This window comes from Streptomyces sp. NPDC046870, assembly GCF_040704595.1.
Taxonomy (GTDB): domain Bacteria; phylum Actinomycetota; class Actinomycetes; order Streptomycetales; family Streptomycetaceae; genus Streptomyces; species Streptomyces argyrophylli.
Genome location: NZ_JBEYXM010000033.1, coordinates 50,566 through 68,437 on the forward strand (window position 1 = coordinate 50,566; position 17,872 = coordinate 68,437).

General features: G+C 70.1%; 19 protein-coding genes and 1 pseudogene. 14 read left to right on the forward strand and 6 right to left on the reverse strand.

The genetic code is table 11. From position 1 onward, the window contains the following. Nucleotides 1-107 precede the first annotated feature (107 nt). From AB0946_RS38045 to AB0946_RS38085, 9 genes are all read left to right on the forward strand, one after another. Nucleotides 108-1,340, forward strand: coding sequence for an XRE family transcriptional regulator (locus AB0946_RS38045; protein ID WP_366765302.1), 1,233 nt, complete (start codon nt 108-110; stop codon nt 1,338-1,340). Continuing rightward, nucleotides 1,337-1,780, forward strand: coding sequence for a GIY-YIG nuclease family protein (locus tag AB0946_RS38050; protein WP_366765303.1), 444 nt, complete (start codon nt 1,337-1,339; stop codon nt 1,778-1,780). The genes AB0946_RS38045 and AB0946_RS38050 overlap by 4 nt, the downstream gene beginning before the upstream one ends. Nucleotides 1,781-2,891: 1,111 nt before the next feature. Then, entirely contained in the window at nt 2,892-4,397 is a 1,506-nt protein-coding gene (locus AB0946_RS38055) for a helix-turn-helix domain-containing protein (protein WP_366765304.1), read from the forward strand. Between the two features lie 9 nt (nt 4,398-4,406). Further along, a complete protein-coding gene (locus AB0946_RS38060) occupies nt 4,407-5,318 on the forward strand; it encodes a DciA family protein (RefSeq protein WP_366765305.1) in 912 nt (303 codons plus the stop codon). 55 nt (nt 5,319-5,373) lie between these two features. After that, nucleotides 5,374-5,763 (forward strand): hypothetical protein, encoded by a 390-nt coding sequence (locus AB0946_RS38065; RefSeq protein WP_366765306.1) that lies wholly within the window; start codon nt 5,374-5,376, stop codon nt 5,761-5,763. 151 nt (nt 5,764-5,914) lie between these two features. Beyond that, entirely contained in the window at nt 5,915-8,170 is a 2,256-nt protein-coding gene (locus tag AB0946_RS38070; RefSeq protein ID WP_366765307.1) for a helix-turn-helix transcriptional regulator, read from the forward strand. 29 nt (nt 8,171-8,199) lie between these two features. Next, nucleotides 8,200-8,514: a hypothetical protein gene (locus tag AB0946_RS38075; RefSeq protein ID WP_366765308.1), complete on the forward strand. Its 315-nt coding sequence runs from the start codon at nt 8,200-8,202 to the stop codon at nt 8,512-8,514. Between the two features lie 6 nt (nt 8,515-8,520). Further along, nucleotides 8,521-9,078, forward strand: coding sequence for an XRE family transcriptional regulator (locus AB0946_RS38080; protein WP_366765309.1), 558 nt, complete (start codon nt 8,521-8,523; stop codon nt 9,076-9,078). A 230-nt stretch (nt 9,079-9,308) separates the two neighbouring features. After that, nucleotides 9,309-9,869 (forward strand): hypothetical protein, encoded by a 561-nt coding sequence (locus AB0946_RS38085; RefSeq protein WP_366765310.1) that lies wholly within the window; start codon nt 9,309-9,311, stop codon nt 9,867-9,869. Between the two features lie 171 nt (nt 9,870-10,040). Here the strand turns inward: AB0946_RS38085 and AB0946_RS38090 are convergent, their stop codons facing one another. The 3 genes from AB0946_RS38090 to AB0946_RS38100 form a co-directional block, all read right to left on the reverse strand. Continuing rightward, the gene (locus AB0946_RS38090) at nt 10,041-10,442 is read right to left on the reverse strand and encodes an STAS domain-containing protein (RefSeq protein WP_366765311.1); all 402 of its coding nucleotides are present in this window, start codon (nt 10,440-10,442) and stop codon (nt 10,041-10,043) included. Nucleotides 10,443-10,660: 218 nt separating this feature from the next. Then, complete coding sequence (locus AB0946_RS38095; protein ID WP_366765312.1) at nt 10,661-10,816, reverse strand: hypothetical protein; 156 nt, start codon at nt 10,814-10,816, stop codon at nt 10,661-10,663. Between the two features lie 2 nt (nt 10,817-10,818). Further along, nucleotides 10,819-11,178, reverse strand: coding sequence for a nucleic acid-binding protein (locus AB0946_RS38100; protein ID WP_366765314.1), 360 nt, complete (start codon nt 11,176-11,178; stop codon nt 10,819-10,821). A gap of 99 nt (nt 11,179-11,277) precedes the next feature. On the opposite strand from AB0946_RS38100, the pseudogene AB0946_RS38105 reads away from it, so the two are divergent. The 4 genes and pseudogenes from AB0946_RS38105 to AB0946_RS38120 all read left to right on the forward strand — a co-directional run bounded on the left by AB0946_RS38105 (nt 11,278) and on the right by AB0946_RS38120 (nt 14,192). Further along, nucleotides 11,278-11,869: pseudogene (locus tag AB0946_RS38105) on the forward strand (terminal protein). Between the two features lie 103 nt (nt 11,870-11,972). Continuing rightward, a complete protein-coding gene (locus AB0946_RS38110; protein WP_366765315.1) occupies nt 11,973-12,761 on the forward strand; it encodes a hypothetical protein in 789 nt (262 codons plus the stop codon). 925 nt (nt 12,762-13,686) lie between these two features. Beyond that, nucleotides 13,687-13,920, forward strand: coding sequence for a hypothetical protein (locus AB0946_RS38115; RefSeq protein WP_366765316.1), 234 nt, complete (start codon nt 13,687-13,689; stop codon nt 13,918-13,920). Next, on the forward strand, nt 13,920-14,192 hold the full coding sequence (locus AB0946_RS38120; RefSeq protein ID WP_366765317.1) for a hypothetical protein: 273 nt from the start codon (nt 13,920-13,922) through the stop codon (nt 14,190-14,192). The genes AB0946_RS38115 and AB0946_RS38120 overlap by 1 nt, the downstream gene beginning before the upstream one ends. Before the next feature lie 931 nt (nt 14,193-15,123). Here the strand turns inward: AB0946_RS38120 and AB0946_RS38125 are convergent. The 3 genes from AB0946_RS38125 to AB0946_RS38135 form a co-directional block, all read right to left on the reverse strand. Next, the gene (locus AB0946_RS38125) at nt 15,124-15,555 is read right to left on the reverse strand and encodes a hypothetical protein (RefSeq protein ID WP_366765318.1); all 432 of its coding nucleotides are present in this window, start codon (nt 15,553-15,555) and stop codon (nt 15,124-15,126) included. Nucleotides 15,556-15,741: 186 nt separating this feature from the next. After that, on the reverse strand, nt 15,742-16,227 hold the full coding sequence (locus AB0946_RS38130) for a hypothetical protein (protein WP_366765319.1): 486 nt from the start codon (nt 16,225-16,227) through the stop codon (nt 15,742-15,744). Continuing rightward, entirely contained in the window at nt 16,224-16,871 is a 648-nt protein-coding gene (locus tag AB0946_RS38135) for a helix-turn-helix domain-containing protein (protein WP_366765320.1), read from the reverse strand. Before AB0946_RS38135 ends, AB0946_RS38130 begins: the two co-directional genes overlap by 4 nt. Nucleotides 16,872-17,216: 345 nt before the next feature. Here AB0946_RS38135 and AB0946_RS38140 point away from each other — a divergent pair, with 345 nt between their 5' ends. Beyond that, nucleotides 17,217-17,498 (forward strand): hypothetical protein, encoded by a 282-nt coding sequence (locus AB0946_RS38140; RefSeq protein ID WP_366765321.1) that lies wholly within the window; start codon nt 17,217-17,219, stop codon nt 17,496-17,498. Nucleotides 17,499-17,872: the final 374 nt, after the last annotated feature.

Below are 17,872 nucleotides of genomic sequence, written 5' to 3' on the forward strand. Positions count from 1 at the left end.
AGGGGCCGTGCCATGCTCGGCCGCAGGAGGGCCGGCTTCCGCTCCGCGGGCATCACCCTGTCGGGGCGCAGGCTGCGCCGCTGGACCGTACGGGGAAGGGGATCGCGATGGTTGACGAGCGTCCTGACTGGGCTCGCCGGATGGTGGAGGAGCGCGCTGCTCGGGACTGGTCGCAGACCGACGCGGTACGCGCGCTGATGGTCCGGCTCCCGAACGACCAGGTCGTGAGCGAGCAGGACTTGCTCCGGCAGTGGAAGCGGTGGGAGGCGGGCGAGGCTCAGCCGACGAAGTACCGGTCGGCCATCGCTCAGACCTTCGGCACGACGACTGGCGCGTTCTTCCCTGAGAGGTCCCGCCGTGACGGACGCGCCGAGATTTTGCAGGTCAGCGGCATGGACACCGTGGACATCATCGCGCGGCTGCGTGCGTCGGACGTCGATGTCGCGACGCTGGACGCGCTGCGGATCACGGCGGACCGGCTGTGCTGCGAGTACGCGTACATGCCCGCCGACCAGCTGCTCGTTGAGGGCAAGGCGTGGCTGGCTCGGGTCGTCGGCCTCCAGCACCAGCGGGTGAGCCTGGCACAGCACCGTGAGATCATCGCGCTGGCCGGGAAGCTGTCGCTCCTGGTGGGCTGTGTCGAGTACGACTCCGGGCGCCCGCGCGACGCGGAGGCGACCCGGCGGGCCGCGCTGATGCTCGGTCAGGAGTCGGGCGATCTGAGCGTGCAGGGCTGGGCGCACGAGATGCGCGCCTGGTTCTCCCTGACCCGGGGCGACTACCGCGGTGTCATCGCGGCCGCGGAGGCCGGCATCGCCGTGGCGCCGAATGAGAGCGTGGCCGCGCAGCTCTATGCGCAGCAGGCCAAGGCGTGGGCGCGGCTGGGGGATCGGTCGCAGACCGAGGTGGCGCTGGACAAGGGGCGTCAGCTCCTGGAGCGCCTGCCTTACCCGGAGAACATCGAGGACCACTTCGTGGTCGACCCGGGCAAGTACGACTTCTACCGGATGGACGCGCTGCGCCGGGTGGGGGAGAACCGCCTCGCGGAGCAGCTGGCGAACCAGGTGATCCGGGCCGGGACGGACTTCGACGGCACGGAGCGCTCGCCCATGCGGAACGCGGAAGCCCGGGTCACCCTCGGTGTCGTCGCGGCCCGCGAGGGCGATCTCGACACCGCCCTCGCATACGGGGAGAAAGCACTCGCCGGCGACCGGAAGTCCTTGCCGTCGCTCGCGATGGTGGCCGCCGACCTCGGGCAGGCCCTGCAGTCCCACTACGCCCACGCCTCCGAGGCCCAGGCGTTCGTCGCTCACCTTCGCGAACTGCGAGGTGGCCAGTGACTCGCAAAGACCGGGTCTATCTGATCGGCTCACCCGACTCTTCACTCGTAAAGATCGGCTGGACTGATAACCCGGAGCGGCGTCTCCGCCACCTGCAGACAGGTTCACCTGTGCCTCTACAGCTGCTCGCGGTCTTCGAGGGCGGCACCATCGTCGAGGCCGAACTTCACCGCCGGTTCGCCGATAAGCGCCGCCACGGCGAGTGGTTCGACCTCGGCCCGGATCCGGTCGCGGGCGTAAGCCCCTTTGTGAAAGTCGCGCAGGTGGAGGAAGGCGAGCGCACCGGACGTCGGCAGCCGGTGCACGAATTGCGATCTGACTATGCCTCCATTGAGGAGCGGTCCGTGTGGATGCCGGATGTGCCTCCGCGGGTGTATGAGCGGGTGGAGCAGGAATGCCCCACCTGGAAGGAAGCCGGGAGGTGTCTGTGCGACAGCTGACCTTCCCAGCTGGTGAGTTCGGCATTCTGGGCACGTCGAACGTTGCGCGAATTCGTCCGACGGTTGTGTCGGGTTGTAGGGCTAGGCTGTGGGAGATCGAAAACGACGAGAGCCCCAGGACCGTGCAGGGTCCCAGGGCTCTCGAACGGGGCGAAGCCTCGTTTTGGCGACACCTGATGGGAGGTGATCGCGGGATGAAGAGTACCCGCGTCGGAGGAACTGCACGCGTATCTGCGCCGTTCCTCTTCTGCGATCACACCATCGGACTCGCCTTTGGGTATGCGCCGACTCCGCTCTCGCATTCGAGGGGGTCGGCCATGACCTAGCGGCCATCGGCCGCGCGCGCCGACTGTGGAGTGGCATCCACAGTGGCCTCGCGCGGCCCGTGTCCCGACCGGAAACACAGTCCAGGTCGGCGCTCAGATCCCGGTTGGCCCCGGCTCTGGGCTCCAGCTCATCGAGCTGTTTCTTCTCGCAAAACCCCGCTTTGGCAAGCGGGTCCAGCAACACCCGGTCCGCTTGGCAGCGGGCCACCCCCGGCACGGCGGGGCCCCTTTGGCAGGGGGCCATGCAGTGCCGCAGCGTCACCCCGGGATCCGGCGGCTTTGGCAGGCCGTCGGGCTCGGGGCCCTATCCGTACAGAGCGCTTGGCCGTGGTCAGGTCCCTTGGCAGGGGCCTAGTCGCGGTCGGGGCGATCCATATGAAGGTTGGTGTCCCCGCCATAGTGCACGAGATCGGTGTCCCCTGTCAGCTCGACCATGTCCGATTCAGCCTGGTTCGAGCCCTCGGCGTTTCCCGCGTGACGGGATTCGCACACCCTGTTTGCCCTGTTCACGGCATTAATCACGAAGATTCAGGGGGGCGGAGCGTCACACGCCCCCCGGTCCGACGCACCTATACCGAGAGGGGGACCCCTGTCCTCCCGGCGGCACCGGCCGCCGCGATGCTCCGGGGCTCCGTCCCGTGGGGCGGGACGCGCTCCGAAGTTCCTGCCCGCCGGGCGGGAGGGATCAGCGATCTCGCCACTTCGCGGACTCTGTCCACAGGCTGCCTGCGCAAGGCTGCCGAAATGATCTCTATCTCGTCCGTCCGGGCGGTCCGGTGAGCGCCGTGGCGGCGTCGGCCGTCGTGATGGTGCCCGCTCCGCGCCCGGCCGTCGACGACGCCGGCGCAGTCGCCATGCTGCCGGTGCTGTTCGTGCCGGAGGCATCGCAGTGGCTGTCGACGTCGTCGGGCCGGATCGCGGGCGACGGTTACTCCTGGATGCGGGCGGTCCACTGGGTCGCTGGGTCCGGGCTCTACAAGCCGCGGCGGCACCGGTCGCACGGGCCGCGCTCGTTCGGGCCGACGACGGTGCGCGTCGCCCAGGAGCTCGCGCAGCTGTTCCCGTGCCGTCCGGGCATCGAGTACCTGATGCGCCGCACCGGCCTGGCGGAGCGGTCGGTACAGAACCACCTGCAGATCCTGCGGGAGGCCGGGCTGCTCGCCTACATCGTCAAGGGCACCCGGGTGTCCGGCGGTCCGGCGCAGGCCAGCGAGTTCGCGCGGATGATCCCGGTGGAGTTCGACGCCGCGCTGGGGATCCGCACGGTGCAGCGCGATGAGGACGCTCCGGCGTACATGCGGGCGGTGTCCGGGATCGCGGAGGCCGGCCGGGAGCTGATGGCGAAGCTGGCGAAGAAGGCGGCCCGGAAGGTGCGCAAGCCGCGCTCGAAGACGTCGTCGAAGGCCCAGGCGAAGGCCTCGGTGAGGGGTGCTGAGCAGGGGGTTGTGACGGCTGTTTCGGATGAGGTCCGTTGCACCCCAATGCAGGTCGGTACCTCAACTGTCTCTTCTGCGGGTGGTACTTCCTTCCCCCCTGAGAGCAAGCTCGCAAGCGGGGTCAGCAAGTCCCCCACCCCGAAGGAATCCAAGGCGAAGGCCGGCGGTCGCCGGAAGCTGAACGTCGTCGGGCGCCGCTTCCAGCTGGCCCGGGAGCTCACCCAGGAGCTGGACTGGCTGCGCGGCTGCTCGGTGCCCCGGCTCGCCTGGGTGGCCCGGAACGTCGCTGATGCCGGATGGACCGTGACCGACGTCCGCGCCTGGCTGCACTTCCGCGGCGAGGCGGCGAGGGTCCGCCGGGGCTCCGGCCTGCTCGCCGTGCTGCTGGCCGGTGCGGAGACGGTCCTGGACACCCCGGAGAAGCGGGCCGACGCGATCGAGCAGTGGCGCGGTGCCCAGGAAGCCGCCCGCCGCCACCGCATCCAGCAGGTCCGCGCCCGCACCGAGCGCTACGAGGGCGACTGGGACGCCCCTTCCAGTCGCGCGGTTCAGCAGGAGGTGGAGGCCGCGTTCGCCAAGGTCAGGGAGGCGGCGAACGGCGGCCGCCACCAGGACCAGGACGACGTCGCCGACGACCAGGCCCTCGAGGCGGAGCTGAGCGAGCAGGAGCTCGCGCAGCTGCGCGCGGACGCCTGGGGCCAGTTCATGGCAGGCGAGACGGACCTCGTCATGACGGCCGTGGACGCCATGGGGCGTCCCGCTGCCGAGCGCATCTACGGCGCGGAGCTGGTGCACCGCGCCCGCCAGATCGCGAGCGGCTCCCGCAGCTCGCTGATGACCTACGGACGCCGGTAGGAGGCCGACGTGACCGAGCAGACCACCACCACCGAGCAGACCAGCACCATCGAGCAGACCAGCACCATCGAGCAGACCAGCAGCGGCGCCGGCACCCCGGAGCTGTCAGGGGTCGACCTCGCCCGCGTCGCGCTGCAGCAGGCCCGCCTCGCCGCGAAGAACAACGGCGGCATCGAGGCCCGCGCCCCGCGCCAACGCCGGACGACGACCATGAAGCGCGACGGGCGGGAGCCCTCCGGATTCGCCGCCGTCCTCGCTGGGCTCATGGCCGACCGGGCCTGGGAGCTCCCGGCCGCCGGCGGCAGCGTCCTGGACCAGTGGCCCGACATCGCCGCGAGCGTCGCCCCGCAACTGCCTGACCACGTCACAGCCGTCGCGTTCCACCCGGAGACCGGACAGCTCGACCTGCGCCCGGACTCTTCGGCCTACGCCACCCAGCTGCGCCTGATCACCGCACGGATCGTCGCCACGGCCAACAGCACGGCCGGCACCGACGCGGTCCGCACCGTGCGAGTCCTGCCCCCGGGTTCCGCGCCCGCCCCCCGGACCGCTCCGGCCGCCGCGCCGGACGCTCCCCAGGCGCCGGTGAAGACGCGCGAGATGGGATCGCCCGGCTTCCACCAGGCGCTCGCCGCGCACCAGGCCGTCGCGCCCGTCAGCCGCGTCGACCCGTCGATCGCGGAAGCAGTGGAGCGCCAGACCCGGGCGATGCGAGCGCTGAGCCTCCAGGCGTTCCCCGAGCCGGAGCAGGCGACCGACGATCAGCCAGCCTCGATCGAGCAGGCCCGCACCGAGCGCCGCCGCCAGGCCGACGCCTCCCACGCCGCGGCCCTGCGCCGGGCCCGTGCCGAGCGCGCGGCGAGGGAAGCAGGGACGGCGGCCGTGTTGCCGCAGCCGGCCCGGCTCCAGGAGTCTGCGTGAGCGGGAATGACTGGATCTCCTCCCTGCCCTGCTCGTCAGGGGCCACCATCGTCGAATGGACACTCAACGGGTGCGCTACTACGCCTACTTCACCAACGCCGACGCTGCCGAGGGCGAGGGCGAGGAGGACGAACTGGAGGTGCTGGTGGAGTCCTGGGACGCGGACGGCAGAGCTCTGGTCCTGGTCCCGGAGGAAGGCCGGCTCGTGCCGGCTACGGACCGGCCGGGCTTCTTGCGGGTGGAGCGGTACGAGGTGCCGCAGGTGCGCGGCGTGCTGCCGGGCGGGAACTGGAGGCTGCGGAAGAAAGACGGCCCGAAGTTCGGGCACCAGGTCGTCGCGTTCCTGGTCTACGACGGGTACGTCCGGCCTGTGTCCGCCCTTCCCTCCGCCAACCGCCGGTGGCGGACCAACACGGAAACGCACCACCTCTTCCAGGCGGACTGACCAGCCGTCCAGCCTTGACCGCGGCGCCCTTGCTCAGCAGGGGCGCCGCGCGTCATCTTCAGCCCCGAACGCATGCCGTACGCGATTCGTACGCCAAACGTACGTGATACGTACGCTTCATGGGGTAGAGTGTCGGTCAGGAGGTGCTTTTATGTCCGAGTTGTTCGACGCGGTCGACGCGTTGCTCGCGTCCCGCGCCGTGCTGCCGCCGCCGGCGGAGCGCAAGCGGCTGCGGGCCGCGCACGGCCTGACGATCGACGAAGTGGCCACCGCGCTGAGGGTGCGCCGTGCCACGGTGTCCGGCTGGGAGGCGGGCAAGGCCGAGCCCCGCCCGCCCGAGCGCGACGCCTACGCCCGGCTGCTGGACAAGCTCGCGGAGCTCTACCCCGCCGCCCCGGCCGACACGGCCACGCCCGCGTCCGTCGGCGACGCTGCGGTGTCGGCGACGTTCACCGCAGCGCCCGCCCCGGCGGAAGCGCGGACTCTGTCCACAGGTCAGGCGTCCGAGGCTGCGGCTATGACTGCAACCGGGAACACCCAGACCCCTGCCCCTTCCCCTGCTGCTCCGGCGGCCGCGTCCCGTCCGGCGCGCACCACCAGGACGTCGTCAACGTCGCGCCGCCCGGGTGCGAAGAAGGCGGCCCCGGCCGGCACCCCGGCAGGCGGCACCGACCCGCGGTTTGAGAACGGCCCGCTCGCGGTCGTCGACGTCGAGGACGGCAAGGTGCTGGCGTACTGCACCGGCGGCCTGGTCCTGGACGTGCCCGCCAAGTCCATCCCAGCCCTGGTCGACTGGACGCTGCGCGAGGCCAAGCTCGGTCAGCCGAAGCTCGCCGGGCCGGGCAAGGACGCCGACCCACTGCTCGTACTCACCGAGTCCGCCCTGGAGCGCTACGGCCTGCCCGTCACCCTCACCGATGAGGAGCGGCTCGCCGGACGGCTCCCGGAGGGCCACAAGGTCGTCAAGCAGCTCGCACGTGCGGAGTGGAAGCTGACGAAGCGCGGGCTCGGCCCGTGGGCGCGGATCTACCGCCCGGCCAAGGGCTCGGAGCGCGCTTGCGTGCAGCTGTGCATCCCGTCCTGGCACGCGCTCGACTCCCGCCACTGGGGCCACGCCGGGCAGCTTCCGCCGGCAGACCTCGCCCGGCTCCTGGGCACCTATGCGTCCCGGGTGATGACGCCGCGCGGCTCCACCGCCGTGACCGGCCTGGAGCTGATGACCGCCCTGCACCCGCCGACCCGCGCCTCCGAGCCGGACACCGACGGCCGCCGGCACCCCGAGCACAACCCCGGCAGCCTGGGCAAGGACGCCATCGATCCGATGAACTGGCCGCCGTGCGAGGTCCCCGACGGCCACCCGGTCCTCAAGGACCTGCCTCGGTTCCACGTGCGCGGCCCCGGCGAGAAGCTGTTCGAGGAGGCGTACGACTGGGCGCGGCCCATGACCGATGCCGAGTGCACCTTGCGGCACCTGGTCGGCATCGACGTGAACATGGCCTTCGCCGCCGGCGCCAACGGTCTGAACGTCGGCCTCGGTGAGGCGACGCACGTCAAGGCCCCCGCATTCGACTCGAAGCTGCCCGGCTCGTGGCTGGTCGACCTCTCCCACGTCGACCTGTCCCGCGTGAAGGTCGGCAAGGAGTGGGTGGAGTTGGACGGCTCGCTGCTGCCCTCTCCGTTCACGCCGAAGGGCGAGCGCCCGGAAGGGCCAGCCTGGTACGCGACGCCCACCGTGGCGTACGCCCAGGAGCTGGGCTACGAGGTGCGGCCGATCGAGGCGTGGGTCCGGTACGAGAGCGGTCGCTATCTGGACGGCTGGTACAACCGGCTGCGTGACGCCTACCTCGCGACGATGGCCGACCTCGGCGTGCACGCGGACATGGAGCCGGCCGACTTCCTGGCGGCGATGGACGGCTACAAGGACCGCGACCCGGACCTTGCGATCGTCGTCTCAGCGATCAAAGCGACCGTGAAGGGCGGTATCGGCAAGCTCCGCGAGCGGCCCCGGGGTGAGGGCTGGCGGCCCGGGCAGCCGTGGCGGGCGCTGTCCCGTCCGACCTGGCGGCCGGACATCCGCGCGGCGGTCATCTCCCGCACCCGGATCAACCTCCACCGCAAGATCGTCAAGCACGCGGCGTTCACCGGGCAGTACCCCATCGCGATCCTGTCCGACTGCGTCGTCTACGCAGCCAACGGCACCAGCCCGCTGGACTTCCTGCCCTATCGGGACGGCAAGCCGCTGCCCGGCGGTTTCAAGCTCGGCATCAACCCCGGCCTGGTCAAGCACGAAGGCACCCAGACGGTTCTGTGGGGCGAGGAGGTCCGCGAGCGGTTCAACGCCCCGGAACTCAACCTCGCCCGCTACATCAAGGACGGCACCGTCACCGACATCGACAACGGAGAGTAGGAGACGAGATGCGAGGCAGGGACGCAACCATGCAGGCTGACACACGGCCCTGGGCCGCGCGCTGGTCGTTCACCACGGCATCCGGCGTCACCACCGGAACCGCTCGCACCACCTCCTTCCAGGAACTGCACTCCACCGTCTCCAGGGCAGCTGAGCAGTCGCTGGCCAACCTGACCGAAGACGAAGGCGACGCCCTGGACGGCCCCTGGAACCGCTTCCTGGCCCGCCTGGAACTCCTCGCCGAACGCCAGGCCCGCCGCGCCGGCAGCTGGCACTACACCGCCGACGGGTGGGCCGACATCGAGATCACCCACATCACCCACCACGAGACCAGCGGGGAGTAGGCCGCGATGAGCCTGTTCGGGGACGGCCTGGAGGCCGCGGTGCAAAAGGCGTTCACCCGCCCGGCACCCAAGAGCGCGGGCGCTCAGATGCGCTACCTGGTCAAGCAGCTCAAGGGCACCAAGCCGGTCGCCCAGATGCTGCGCATCTCCCAGCGCACCGTCGAACGGTACGTGAAGGACCAGATCAAAAAGCCCCGCCCGGACCTCGCCGTGCGCCTGGAGCGCGAGGTGAAGAAACGGTGGCAGCCACAGATCCGCGCGAGGGCCAAGGAGCGCGCGGCGACGACCGGCGGCATCGTCATCGACACCCAGGCCCGCATGGGCTACACCGCGCCGATCGGGTCGACGGATGAGGACCGCGTCCGGCACCTGACTGTCGCGCTGCCGCCCCGCTACGCCGCTCGTCTCTTCGAGGCCCAGGAGGCCGGCGCCAGCGACCAGCAGCTCCAGCAGATCGTGGCCGAAGGGCTCAAGGAGGTGTACTTCCAGGACGGCGGCCGCCGCGCCGGCTCCCTGGAGGAGGTCCGCTTCATGGACGTCCAGCACCTCGAGTTCGATCTATAGCAGCGTGCCCCGAACAGCCTGCGAGCCCCGGACCGATGCGGTTCGGGGCTCGCTCGCGTATCCGCGGGGGTCGGATGTTCATGCACGCGACGCCGTGCCCAACGACTGTGGGCCGCCCGGGTCACCCTGCCCGCGTGGTGGTGCCGGGAGACGGGAGGCCATCCTGAATGGCGGCGGCCGTTGCTGCCGTCCGGTCCCTGCGGGGTGGAGGCTGCCCCTACGATTCCCGGGTGCGGAACACGAAGGCATTCAAGGAAGCCGTTGCCGAGACGCTCGCTGAGCTGGCACGCCGGGGGGTGACACTCGCGCCGTCGACGGTTGAGGACACCATCGAGAAGATCGTCACCACGGTGGCGGAGCGGCTGGGGATCCAGGTGCGCTCCGCCTGGCGCTACTTCGACGCCAAGGCCACAGCCGACCGCCTGGCGCAGAGCCTGGACTCCTACAAGGAGAGCAGCAGCGAGAAGGAGGTGGGCCAGGCTCCGATGCCGCCGCTCGACAACCCTGAGCTCGCCCTGGTCCTCGCTGGCGTCCCGGACGCCCTGGCCCAGACCGGCGGTGACCTGTACGCGGTCATCGTGAACGTGGCGGTCAACGCGTGGATGGCCGGCCATATCCACGGTGAGGACGGCTGCCCTGGGTGCAACGGCAGCCGCGGCCCGGCCGGGCACGACTGGCAGGCTCGGATGCGCACCATCACCGAGATGCAGCCGGACATCACCAAGTGGTTCGACAGCGAGGTGTGGACCCGCGCGGTCAACGACGTCGGCTATACCGTCACCCGTCGCTGAAGGTCAGTGCGCGGGGACGGGCAGGACGTCGCGGATGACCAGCTGCCGAAATCACCGAGGTCGTCGCCTCCGCAGGTCCGGTCGTAGGCAGCTGCGGCTTGTTGGCTTTCCTGGGTCTGACCTGGACCAACGCGACCGGCGATCGAGCGGGGATTTCGCCGCTGCGCGGGTTCAAGGGGTCAGGGCGTCATCGGAGTCGTCCGCGTCCGTGGTGTCCGCCGCGAACAGTTCGTAGGTGTCCGTGATCTCCAGGAGGCGCGCGGGCTGGGGCTGGAGTCCGATGACGGCCAGGCGGCCGCCCTCGGCGTGAAGGCGCCGGCGCAGCAGCACGAGCAGGTTCAGCCCGCTGGAGTCCATAAAGGTCACACCCGACAGGTCCACGTACAACGCCTTGCCGCCCAGCGGGATGATGGCCGCGGCCCTCGCCAGCTGGGGACAGGTATGCAGGTCTATCTCCCCGCGCACGGTGATTACGCTGCGGTCGGGGTACTGCTGTGAAAGCACGGTGAATTCGCTCACGGTTCGCCCCGTTCCGGGGTCGAGCCCATCACGCCCTCCGAGGGGAGAGGGCATCAAGCACGCGGCGTGGGGCCGCGTACAGCCGAGCAAGACAACCCGTACCGCGCCCCGGTCACGGACAGATGACCTTCGAGGGCGGCGCGGGGCCTCTCACCAGACCAGGCTGGTTGTCCTTGAAGCGTCGCACATGCGGGTCGGCGTCCACCAGCAGTGCTCCTGTGTGCTGTCGAGCGGGGCGAGCCAGGTCCTCTAGCTGAAACCCGGCGCCAGCATCAGGCCCCGCCGCCGGCCGCCATCTCACCTGGGACGGCCACCTTGTACAGCCAGGCATCCGGGACTTGCTGGCGCTCCTGGAGGCGGCCGCTGACCTCCTGGCCATCGGGAATGACCACGGTGATGGGCGGCGGCTCGTGCGGCGTGTCCGCCACGGTTACGCCGCCTCCTGGCTCCCGCCATCCTCGCGTTCGAGGGCGTGCTTGAGCTGGGACCGGGCATCGGACCGCTCAGGTGCGGCGACCTCGCTCCAGAACGGGTGTGTGAGGATCACGGCAGTGAGGTCGCGTTCCTTCTCCCGCAGCGCGGCGACGTCCTTCTTGTCCTGCTCCGACCAGCCTGGCGAGTCCGGGTACGCGCGGGACGTGGTGAGCCAGTAGCCGTCGGGGCGCTCCCACGCCTCCATGGGTTCCACGGAGTACGGCAGCGTTTTGACCAGGGCTTTTAGGCTGGAGCGCACCTCATTCAGGGCCTGCTGCGCCTTGAGGAGATCGTCGGGATAGGCGTACGTCGTCACGGCCCAACAGTAGTTCGCCCCTCCGACAGCGCCGTCCGTACGACGCGGCGGTGTGCTCGCCGTCATCTGTCCACAGGTGACCTGACGGACGCTTCTCCCATGGATGATCAGCACGACTCGCAGCAGCCGGCGCCGCGTCGCGGCAAGGTCCTGGACGCCCTCGTACGGGCGGAGCGGAAGGTGTTCACCCGGCCTGCGCCGAAATCCGCGAAGGCTCAGGTGAAATTCCTTCTCACACGGGTGAAGGGGAACCAAGGCCCTGGCGGAGCGCCTGGGTGTCTCGCGGCGCACGGTGGAGCGCTACCGCGCCGGGAAGTTGACGACTCCGCAGAAACGCCTCCGAACCGCCCTGGTGGAGGAGACCGAATCCGAGTGGCAACCGCAGGTCAGGGCACAGGCGCGCGAACAGGCGTCCACCTCTAGGGGGATGATGGTGGAGGTGACCGCGTACTTCGGATTCACGTGCACGGGCAGCTCGGACGACGGCCGGATACGCACCATCACCACCCCGATCTCGCCCACCTATGCGAAGCAGATCCTGGAGCTACAGGAGGCCGGAGCGACGGAGGAGGATCTGCATCCGATCGTCGCGGAGGCCATCACCGAGTCGTATTTCACGGAATGGGGCACCCGGGCCGATGGCCTGCGCGCGGATTTTACGCACGTACAGGCCATCGAGTTCCTATTCTGACGCGGTCGAATTCCGGGCCTGCTATAAAGCAATCCTGCGGGTCGTCGTACAGCGCTCTGGCGGCGGCCCGCTCCCGAATCCACATCATGAATAGAGGCCGACGATGACCACGCCTTGGCCGCCCCGGCGCACTGCCCGCAGTCCGCTCACACCGCGCGTCACCGCGCTCCGGGAGCCGGTCGACCCCGCCCGCATCGGCCGCCGCGTCGTCCGGCGCCGGGCGAAGGGCATGGACGCCGCCACCGTCGCACGCGCCCTCGAGGACGCCCGGTTCGACGCACGGCAGAACTCGCGGCACGAGGACCTGGCCGGTGACGTCCGCGGCCCGGCGGAGCTGGCGGAGTGGGAGCGCATCGACCAGCTGCTCGCCGCCGCGCCGCCGGGCACCGTGTACGACCCGGACAGCGACGACGTCGTCCAGGCCGAGCTCGCCGCCGAAGCCGCGGCCGCCGCCGCCCGCGAAGCCGAGCTGCGCGAAGCCGCCCGGGTCGCGGCCCGCGCCGACGACCTCCAGGCGCTGCGCGAGCTGGGCAGCCTGGAGCAGGCCGAGCCCCGCGAAGGCGACGAAGCCGCCCGTGACGAGTTCACCCGCCGCGCCGGGTCCTACGTCCAGGCCGACGTCGACGCCTGGCTCGCCCACGCCCTGGCCGCGCACCGCGGCCACTACGCCGACCCGGCCGCCCGCGAGGCAGCCGCCGGTCTCCTGCCGGAGCCCGTCCTCGCGCACGCCGCGCTGCTGTCCGCGCTTGCCCGCCTGGCCCCCACCGCCGCGCCCGGCCAGCTGGCGGTCGCGGCCCGGCTCGCCACCGCCGAACCCGAGGCCACCGCCGACCTCGCCGCGCTCCTCACCCGCGCCACCGAGCCGGCCGACACCGACGGGAGCCCGGCATGACCCACGACCAGGAGCCGGAGGTCGCCGCGGTCTGGCACACCGCAGCGCCATCGGCCGGCACTTCGAGGAGCTGCTCGCCGACGGCACCGTCTACGCGTGGATTGAACCGCCCATCGGCGAGACGTACTACCCCGGCGAGGACGACCCCGACTACAACCCGATCTGCCACTGCCCGCGCACGCCACGCACCTTCTGCATGGAGTGCGCCGGCTGCGCCGACTGCGAGCAGTGCCGCTGCCCCCGTCCGGCCCTCCTGTGATCTCACCCTCTGCAACCTCCCAGGCTCCCAGATCCCCCTGCGAGACCTGTGACAGATCTGGGAGCCTGAGAGCCAAAAATGCCCGATATACCTGCAATGCCTGTGACATTGGGAGGCCGTTTCCCCAGGCAGACGCGTTTCTGGGAGGTGACCTGTGACCCTGTGACATAGCTGGGAGGTGCGGCCCGTGACGATCACGGAATGTGAATGTCACGCTGTCATGCCCAGGGGTGTCACGCACCCCGTCCGGCTGTCACGCGGCCGGTTCGGCCCGGAAACACGGGCCCGGAACCCGATCCGGGCCTCTTGCCTGATCAGCGTGACACGGCCCGAGTCCGGTTACCGTCCGCTGCTGAACAGTCCGGCCGACCTGTGTCATCAACTGCCTGTTTCCCAGGTGGGCAAGCCTGTCTGTGTCACTGATCAGCTGATCTGTGTCATCGCCGACCGGGACCCGGGTGAACCCAGCAGCCGCCCCAGAACTTGGGTCCCTGGGTCCCGAGACCGGTGTTTTCCCTGGTGGACATGAACGGGGCCAGTAGCTGGGTCCACCTGGGCCCCTGGGTCTCGCACCTCGTACGGCCGGGTTCGTCCGGAGTGGTCCCCAGCGTCCGGGGCGGCCGATACCGTTGGGGGAGACGCCAGTTCTGCCTTCTGGAGCCCTCGATGAGCGAACAGCCGGCACCCGCCGACCACGCCCGGCAGCAGCTGGAGCCTGCGGCCGCCGACGGGCTGCGTGCGTACGCGGCCAAGACCCGCGCCAGCGCCGACCAGTTCGCCGCCGTCCTGGAGGACATCGCGGCCAACGGGCTGCCCTCGGTGGAGGACTGCACGCCGTGGGAGGAGCTGCGCGAGGCCCACCTCGCCCGGCTCGCTCGCCAGCGCCCGGCCGTCGCCTGATGCCCCCTCAGCGCGGCCCGCGCCGCGCCCGCATCGCGTTCTCCGACTCCGCTGCCAAGCAGCTGGAGAACATCACCAGCGAGGCGGAGATCCACGCCCTGGACCGCGCCCTGGTCGTCGTCTCCGTCGACCCCGAGGTCGGCGAGCCAATCCCCGGCGACACCGCCGGCCCTCGGCTGCGCGAGTACGCCGACGAAGTCGAGCGCGTACGCCTCCTGTACTGGGTCACGGCGCTTCGCACCGTGGTCGTCGTCGCCTACCTCGAGGTCTGACCACGACGTCCTGGACCAGGCCGACCGCGCGCTGCTGGCACTCCGCATGTCCGTCGGTTGGTGAGGGATCGGGTCTGTCATCTGATGAGGGATCGCTCGCGTACAAGGAAGATCTAGGACTGACTGACCTGATGACGGGCACGCTCTTCCACCCGCCGTAGGCGAAGTCCCGGAAGTACGGCCGGCCGGGCGGATCTCGCCACCGAGCCCGCGACCCGCCTTGCACTGACCGCCGGACGCTGCGCTGGCGGTTCGGTGCGTTGCGGGCCTGTTCGGAGCCGGTCTTGCACCCTATTGGTAGGTACTACAGGTAGTACCTATGTGCGGGTTGTAGATCTCTCCCCCTGAGAGCGAAGCTTGCTGCGCGGGCACACACCACCCGCCGCCGTCTGCACTGAGGCCCACCTCGCCCGCCCGGCGCACATGATCCTTCCCGGCTCTGCGCGGCCGTCTGCGGCGCTCTGCGCCCTCCGGGCTCCCGGAGCGACGGTCAAGGGCCTTAGAGGCGCTCACAGCGGCGTACAGCGGTTGGAGCGGGCAGCGGAACGCTCTGACTGACGCTCGGCAACCGGCTTCACGGCGGGTGCCATGCCTTCCACTCTCGCTGCTCCCGGCCCGAGCTCTGCTCTCAGGAGGAAGGAACTCAACCCACAGGTAGGTACTACCTGTACTACCTACCAACGGGGTGCAAGACCGCCCCCGTCAGCCCCTGGGCGTCGACCGACCTCACCGGCCTGTTGCAGCACCTCGCGCTGCCCGGTCCGCGACGTACTGCTGCTCCTGGTAGTGAAGGATGCAAGACGCGTGCTGCAGGTCTGCTCAGGAGTGCAGCGCAGCGCAGTAATCGCACGACCGGGACGGCACACGGATGCTGCACGTGCAGCAGGGGCGGTCTCACCATGCAGCAGACAGCCCGCTGCCTCCCAGACGGCTACGCCGTCGCACCTGCTGCAGCCGGGCTGCTGCCGGGATGACTGCTGCCCCGCGAGCAGGCCCGCAGCGCGCAGTCGAAGTACACGTCCACGTCCACGCCACGATCCTGGCGGGTGACCTGATACACACTCTTGATCGCCTCGAAGGCTGCCACGACGGGGAGGGCGTTCTCGTCGTACGCCCGGGTCTCAAGGTCCAGGTAGTGGTCGAAGCCGAAGTGACGGGTCCGGTTCTGTTCCGCAGTCACCACGCGCTGGTGGGCCCTGCGGGCCGCCTCGAACCACCTTGCCGCGTCGTCCACGCCCAGCGCGTTGACGACGATCGCAAAGAACGGGATCACCTGCTCGGCGCTCCCAGGCCAGCCCTCGTCGAGGAAGCCGTAGGGCTTGACGAGCTCCTGGGCGAAGTGGAGGCCGAAGTTGTTGGTCACGCTCCACTCGTACCGCGACAGCCGGCGGGCAGGCGGGCGGCGCGCAGCGCCACCTCCCGGGAACGCTCGTGCGGGCTGTCCTGCCTGCGGTTTCCCCTGGAGGTGAACGGTGTACTGCTTCGGGCACGAGAACGGCGCCGCACCAGGGGTGCGACGCCGTGTTGCCCGGCCGGCCGGGCGGCCGGGTCAGCGGACGCGCTTGAGGCGGGCCGTCTTGGTGATGGGCGTGACGTTGCCCTTGGCCTTGGCTTCGGCCTTGCGTGCCTTCTCGTCCAGGTGGAGCTGGAAGCGACGCTCGTACTCGTCTTCGAAATCGCCGACGTCCAGTCGCATGTCCCGGGGCAGGGCCTTGATGGCGCGCTGCTGCTCGCGGGGGTCGTTGAACGCGGCGATCATCGGGTGGAGCTGGAAGCGCCCTCGGCGGACCACGGTGACGAGCCGGGCAGCGACCAGATGCGGCATGGCGCGGCTGATCATGCCGCGCTCCATCGCGAGTCCGGCCGCGAGTTCGTCGTGCGTGGCGACGACCAGACCGCCGGGCTCCTGCTCGGTCATCATGTGCAGCAGCAGGGTGTAGGCGGTGGGAGGCAGCCGCGGTACGTACGCGAGACCGTTGAAGCTGCCCCACAGCACGTTGCGGCGCGGAACCCATTCCTCGGCAGCGGACGTCATGACGTGGCCTTCCCTTCCCCATCCGACTCCTTGCGCACTTCCAGTTTCGCGCCAGGAGCGGCCATCGCCCGGAACGCTTCGGGCGCGTCCGGGTCCTCCATGATCTCGCGCAGCAGGTCCAGCTGCTCCACCCTGTCGCTGATACCCGCCTTGGCGCGCTTCTTCTCGCCCTTCTGCGGCTCCCTGATCCCTCCCCTGAGCGATGCGGCCGGGTTGAGCTGGTAGAGGCCCCGCTGGAGCCTGCGCAGCGCGCCGTCGCCCTCCAGGACGTTGAAGACGCGGCTGATGTGAGGCCGGCTGTACCCGAGGGCCTCAGCGACGTCCTCGTGCTTGGCCTCGATCAGGCCGCCGGGCTTCTGCGAGCCCATCAGGTGGAACAGCACCACGAGCACGAACCGGTCGCTGTCGTAGCGGACGGCAGCCCAACGCATGAACTCCAGGCTGTCCATGGAGAACGCCTCGCCGATGAACCCCGTGCTGGAACCGACCGGGAAGACCTGGGCGGCGTGGCCAGCGGGCAGCTCGATGGTGGAGCCGGAGGACCGGTTGTAGGCGGTGGGCGGCGGCTTCGGGCGTCGCCGACGACGGGACGGGGCGCCGGGCAGCTTCGGCGCTGCGCTGCCGTCCAGGGGCCCTGAGCTCATAGGGTCGCTGCCTCCTTGATCGTCGTGGTGCCAGAACCATAGCGGAGAACCGTGGCAGTAGTGCCACCAAAACGCGGCAGCGCCGACACGAAAGTCACCCGTACGTCAGCCCTGGACTGACCTCCGCTTCCGGATCAGGTCCGAACCTCCCGCTGACACATCGTGCGCCGTTTCGTGGCAGTAGTGCCACGAAACGATGTTGATCGGTCAGGACCGGCTGACGTCGCGACCGAGATATGTCAGTCCAGGCCTGACATATCTTGCTGAACTCGACTCCCTGACCTGCGGAAACGCAGGGCTCTTGCCTCTAGAACGTGCGCGCGCGTGATACCGGTTCTCCCCGCTGTGATCAAGCATCGCCACACCGTGGGGTCCGCCCGCCAGCAGCAGCGTCAGAGCCCGCCGGCCGGACCCCGTCGTTGCGCGCGCGGCTTCGCGTACAGCTTCGGCGGCCCGGTGCGGGTCGTGGACGGCAGCAGCGGCTCTGAGTCTCGGGTGATGCCAGCTCTGACGCTCAAAAGCGAGGAAGCGTGGCCGGTGCCGGTGGGCGGTTCCGCCGCCCGGCCCTTGGGGGCCGTTCGGCTCCGGTACCTCCGCACGCCGGAATTCGAGCTTTCCGAAATCTGAGGTACCGTTCTGTGGCCCGCGTCCGCAACTTCCCAATTCGTTATTCCTCGCGCGAGTTGGGGGAACCAAACTTCGGCGCTGACATCACATCAAAGCCGCGCCCCATCGGGGTGGTTGGAGGGTGTCCTGTATTTCCGCCAACGGTACATGCTGCATCAGCCTGATGCACGCGGTACACTGGAACCCAACACGAACGAGCGACCCCCCTCCCTCGTAGCCAGCCCGGCCCGCGTCAGCGGGCCCAACGGTTTTGGAGGCGCAGCCGGAAGGACCGTCAGGCGGGGGAGCGCAGCGGACCCGCCGGCCCCGGCCGGAGTGAAGCGGAGGCCGGTAGCGGGACGCAGTCCCGCCGGGCCGGGAGCGCAGCGGACGGC